Below are 4,301 nucleotides of genomic sequence, written 5' to 3'. Positions count from 1 at the left end.
AAAGGTTAAAGGTTAAAGGTTCGGGCAACGGGCTTCGGGTAACGGGCCTAGAAGCTCGAAGCTCGAAGCTAAATAACTGAACCTAGTTGGAATATAGGTAAGTACATGGCCACAATTAATCCGCCAACTAATACGCCGAGTACCGCCATTATTAACGGCTCAAGTAAGCTAGATAAGCCATCTACGGCGTCATCTACTTCTTGTTCGTAAATAGTGGCTACTTTTGCCAGCATGCCATCAAGCGATCCTGATTCTTCACCAATGGCGACCATTTGTATCACCATATCGGGGAATATTTTAGAGTTACGCATCGCCCAGTTCATTTGGTTACCTGAACTTACCTCGGCTTTTATTTCTAAAATTGCATAACGATAAACCGCATTACCTGATGCACCGGCAGCAGAATCAAGCGCATCTACCAGTGGTACACCCGCAGCAAAGGTGGTCGATAAAGTACGCGCATAGCGTGCCACTGCAGCTTTATTTAAAATCATGCCGACAACCGGAAGCTTAAGTATGGCGCGGTCGGTAGCATCACGCAGTTTTAAACTTCTTAAATGGGCTTCTTTAAATATATAACCAAACGCCACAACGCCAATGAGCGCTATCCACCAGTTGGCTTGCATAAATTCAGAAATAGCGATTACAAACAAAGTAAAGGCAGGCAGCTCGGCGCCAAAGCCATTAAAAATCTCCTGAAATTGCGGCACCACAAAAATCAGTAATATGGAGGTTACAATCAGCGCCACCACCAAGACTGCTATAGGGTAAAACATAGCTTTTTTAATTTTTGATTTTAGCGCTTCTGACTTTTCTTTATATAGCGCAACGCGGTCGAATATTTTATCCAGTGCGCCAGATTGCTCGCCTGATGCCACCAAGTCGCAATATAAATCATCAAAATAGCGAGGGTGCTTTCTCAGCGCTGTTGATAAGGGCTGGCCAGCTTTTACTTCATCGCCGATAGCACCCATTAACTTACTCACGCTTTTATTAGTGGAGCCTGAGCCTATCATCTCAATCGATTGTATCAGCGGTACACCCGCCATTAGCATAGTAGCTATTTGCCGAGTAACTAAGGCAATATCTTTTGGGGTGATTTTTTGTACGCTTTGTAAGCCAAATAGTGGCTTGGCTTTACGTTTTACTTTTGAGGGAGTAATACCTTGTTTGCGTAGTTGGGCTTTTACTAAAGCAATACTAGATCCCGTAAGCTCACCCTCTAAGCGTTTTCCTCTAGTGCTAACGCCGACCCACTGAAAAGTATCTAGCTCTTTTTTATCAACTTTCTTAGTCATAAATAACTATCAAGGGTTTCCCCATCCGTTTATATTAAGGTAGCAAATGATGCTGGCGTCATTTAAGTTAATTAATGCGATCCACTCATCGCTCAATTGGCTCACTAGAGGATAGTACCCTATTGACTTAATCTCTATATCTTTTCCACACATCATAACTTTTTTTATATCTACATCACCCAAATGTTGAGCTGTTTTACTGTGTTTAATGATATTTTTAGTTGAATTTTGATATGGAATTAGCCGATCTTTTTTAAATGCTGGATGCAAACCATTTATGGAGTCTTTTATACTGCTTAAAAATCTAATATCATTTGAAGCATACTTTAAAGTGCTATAAAGTACGGGGCCAGAAAGTAAATTATATTCAACTTCCTCCGTTCCCCAAACTACATCAATAGGTCTTACTACTCTATACCTATCAAATTCATACACTACATACATAGGCTTTGCATCATAAAGGGTTTTTAGTCCAACAAAAGCGGAACTAATTTGTAGTGTAAGTATTATAGAGTAAACAAGTAGTGTTTTATTTATATTGTTTTTTCTACCGAAAAATAGGAGCAGTAAAAGTCCGAAAAATAAGCCAAACTCTACAGCTAGTATAATATGAAAGATTTGATCGCTAGCTGAAATTTCAGAAAAATTTTCAGGATACCAAATTGAGATTAGAGCCAATATAGGTAATAAAATAACAAAAAGAGAAACGGCTATATGGCATAATATAAGATTTGTAAGAAACGTTTTTTTCATTGTATTTATTTTAAGGGCAAAGAGTTATATTGCTTTGCCCTGCTATCACTTATTTACATTCAGAAGGCGCGAAGCGAGCTGGTAATGAACCAGCAGCAGCTCCTGCAAAGGCTTTAATATCAGCTCCAAGAGTGGCACAGCGCCAGTTTACGGCATCTGCAGGTGGAGTAAATGCTGCTGTACCTAGAGGTAATGCAGTGCCAATTGGTGCATTAGGTGTGATTATTACTGTACCCCCACCAGCTGCTGCAGTAGTTGTAACAGTAATGACACCTGTTCCAGCTGCAATAGCTACACTCGCGGTGTTTGCTGTAGCAGTTGGTGCATTATAACCTGTAGCATAACCAGTTGCTAAGCCTCTTGGATTTCCAGATGCTAATACATCCTGTACATTAATCTTAGCAGCAGACGCTAACCCTAACCCTTCGGCCACACGTGCGCGCACAGTATAATCCTGATAAGCAGGTAGTGCTACTGCTGCTAAAATACCGATGATTGCTACTACAATCATTAATTCAATTAGGGTGAAACCCTTTTGGTTCTGTTGTGTCATTGTTTGCATGTTTCCTCTCCTAAAGGATAATGTTGTGGTAAGCCAAACGGGTATAAGTTTTTAAACTGTAACTTATGTGTTCACTTAACCTGTTACTACAAAAAATAAAATCATTTTTGCCAAATTTAATGCTGTGTTTAAGCGGTAAATTATTGGCCGTTTAAACACACACTGCATGGCGGTTATTCGTTACTCGTCCCTTGCTTGAGTATAAGCCTAACTATTAAAAGCTAGTTATAACCTGTGTAAGTTACAAGTTAATTATAAAAATAAACCCTGTCGCTTATTTTTACTCTGTCCCTTACAAATGTTTTTTTCAGTCTTTTTAACTAATTGAAAATTTAAAACTAGTCAATGTGAATGAGTCTAACACTGTTTATTGCGCTTTTGTATGTAAAAGCTTTATAAAAAACGCATTAATTTAATAACTTGTTACAAATAATCCTTTTGAATTATTTAATGCCCTTTTTTAAAACCTGTCAATCAATTAGCGCAAATAAAGAGTAAATATTTTTTGCATTACTTACTCAAATCGCATCGATAAATCGATTGATTGTAAATTTTTTGTAAGCGCGCCGCTTGAAATGAAGTCGACCCCAGCTTGCGAGTAGGCTTTTAGTGTTTCTAGGGTCATATTACCCGACACTTCAAGTTTTGCGCGCTTATTTGTAATGCTAACTGCTTGGCGTATTTGCTCGGGGCTAAAATTATCTAACATTATAATATCGGCGCCTGCGTTAATGGCTTGCTCTAGCTCATCAAACGATTCAACCTCAACCTCTATATGTTTATCGGCATGATTTAGCTTAGCTTGAGTAACCGCGTTATTAATTCCTCCACAGGCTGCTATGTGGTTTTCTTTAATTAAAAACGCATCAAACAAACCAATTCGGTGGTTTGCACCACCACCACATTTTACCGCGTATTTTTGCAATGCGCGTAAACCTGGAATAGTTTTACGGGTATCGAGCAGTTGCGTGCTAGTACCACTTAACTCTTTTACATAATGCGCGGTGGTGGTGGCTGTGCCTGAAAGCGTTTGAACAAAGTTAAGTGCGGTGCGCTCGGCTGTTAAAATAGCGCGAGCAGAACCTGATGCGGTAAATAAAGTGCTATTGGCACTAACTAAGTCGCCGTCGTTCACGCATATTTTTACAACTACACTTGGGTCGACTTGTTTAAATACTTCAATAATAAGGTCTTTACCACAAAAAATGCAGTCTTCACGGGTGATCACTTTCGCATTGGCTTGCTCTGCTTGCGGAATAAGCTGTGCGGTAATATCGCCTTGTTCAGCGCTTTGGTAATTTAGATCTTCATCAAGTGCTAAGGTAACAAGTTGACTAATTAGGGTATGCGAAATAGACATGAAAAAGCTCATAATAGATAATAAATTAACTAAATTTTACTCTGTTTAATTACTAAATAGAAGCAGCTAACAACTAAACTAATCAGCCAGCGCTTAATTTACACGTTAATCATATTTTATCGTTTAGTATTACGCTATCTTTATAGGGTTAAATCTATTAGCATCTTGATATACATCAATTTTGGTTGATTAACCTGAGCGCTGCGAGCTACGGGATGCGGGCAGCGGGCAGCGAGCTACGGGCAGCGGGATGCGGGATGCGGGTAGCGGGATGCGGGCAGCGGGTTTATAAAATAAAGGTTCTAGGTTTAGGCAGAGATTAAGCCAA

General features: G+C 39.5%; 4 protein-coding genes. All 4 read right to left on the bottom strand.

The features are described from left to right. Positions 1 to 68: 68 nt before the first annotated feature. The gene (locus tag CWC30_RS04630; RefSeq protein ID WP_138626551.1) at positions 69 to 1,298 is read right to left on the bottom strand and encodes a type II secretion system F family protein; all 1,230 of its coding nucleotides are present in this window, start codon (positions 1,296 to 1,298) and stop codon (positions 69 to 71) included. A 9-nt stretch (positions 1,299 to 1,307) separates the two neighbouring features. Beyond that, positions 1,308 to 2,051 (bottom strand): hypothetical protein, encoded by a 744-nt coding sequence (locus tag CWC30_RS04625; RefSeq protein ID WP_138626550.1) that lies wholly within the window; start codon positions 2,049 to 2,051, stop codon positions 1,308 to 1,310. Between the two features lie 49 nt (positions 2,052 to 2,100). Beyond that, complete coding sequence (locus CWC30_RS04620) at positions 2,101 to 2,613, bottom strand: pilin (protein ID WP_171034684.1); 513 nt, start codon at positions 2,611 to 2,613, stop codon at positions 2,101 to 2,103. Between the two features lie 514 nt (positions 2,614 to 3,127). Then, positions 3,128 to 3,973 carry a carboxylating nicotinate-nucleotide diphosphorylase gene (gene nadC / locus CWC30_RS04615; protein WP_138626549.1) on the bottom strand — a complete coding sequence of 282 codons (846 nt, stop codon included), beginning with the start codon at positions 3,971 to 3,973 and terminating at the stop codon, positions 3,128 to 3,130. Positions 3,974 to 4,301 lie beyond the last annotated feature (328 nt).

Source organism: Pseudoalteromonas sp. S4741 (assembly GCF_005886135.1).
Taxonomy (GTDB): domain Bacteria; phylum Pseudomonadota; class Gammaproteobacteria; order Enterobacterales; family Alteromonadaceae; genus Pseudoalteromonas; species Pseudoalteromonas tetraodonis.
The sequence above is the reverse complement of the archived record's forward strand: the minus strand, read 5'-3'. Positions and strand labels throughout refer to the sequence as shown.

Bases quoted from the DNA above. Each gene is read 5' to 3' on its own strand.
- CWC30_RS04630 (WP_138626551.1), bottom strand. From the start codon at position 1,298: ATGACTAAGAAAGTTGATAAAAAAGAGCTAGATACTTTTCAGTGGGTC.
- CWC30_RS04625 (WP_138626550.1), bottom strand. From the start codon at position 2,051: ATGAAAAAAACGTTTCTTACAAATCTTATATTATGCCATATAGCCGTT.
- CWC30_RS04620 (WP_171034684.1), bottom strand. From the start codon at position 2,613: ATGCAAACAATGACACAACAGAACCAAAAGGGTTTCACCCTAATTGAA.
- nadC (WP_138626549.1), bottom strand. From the start codon at position 3,973: ATGTCTATTTCGCATACCCTAATTAGTCAACTTGTTACCTTAGCACTT.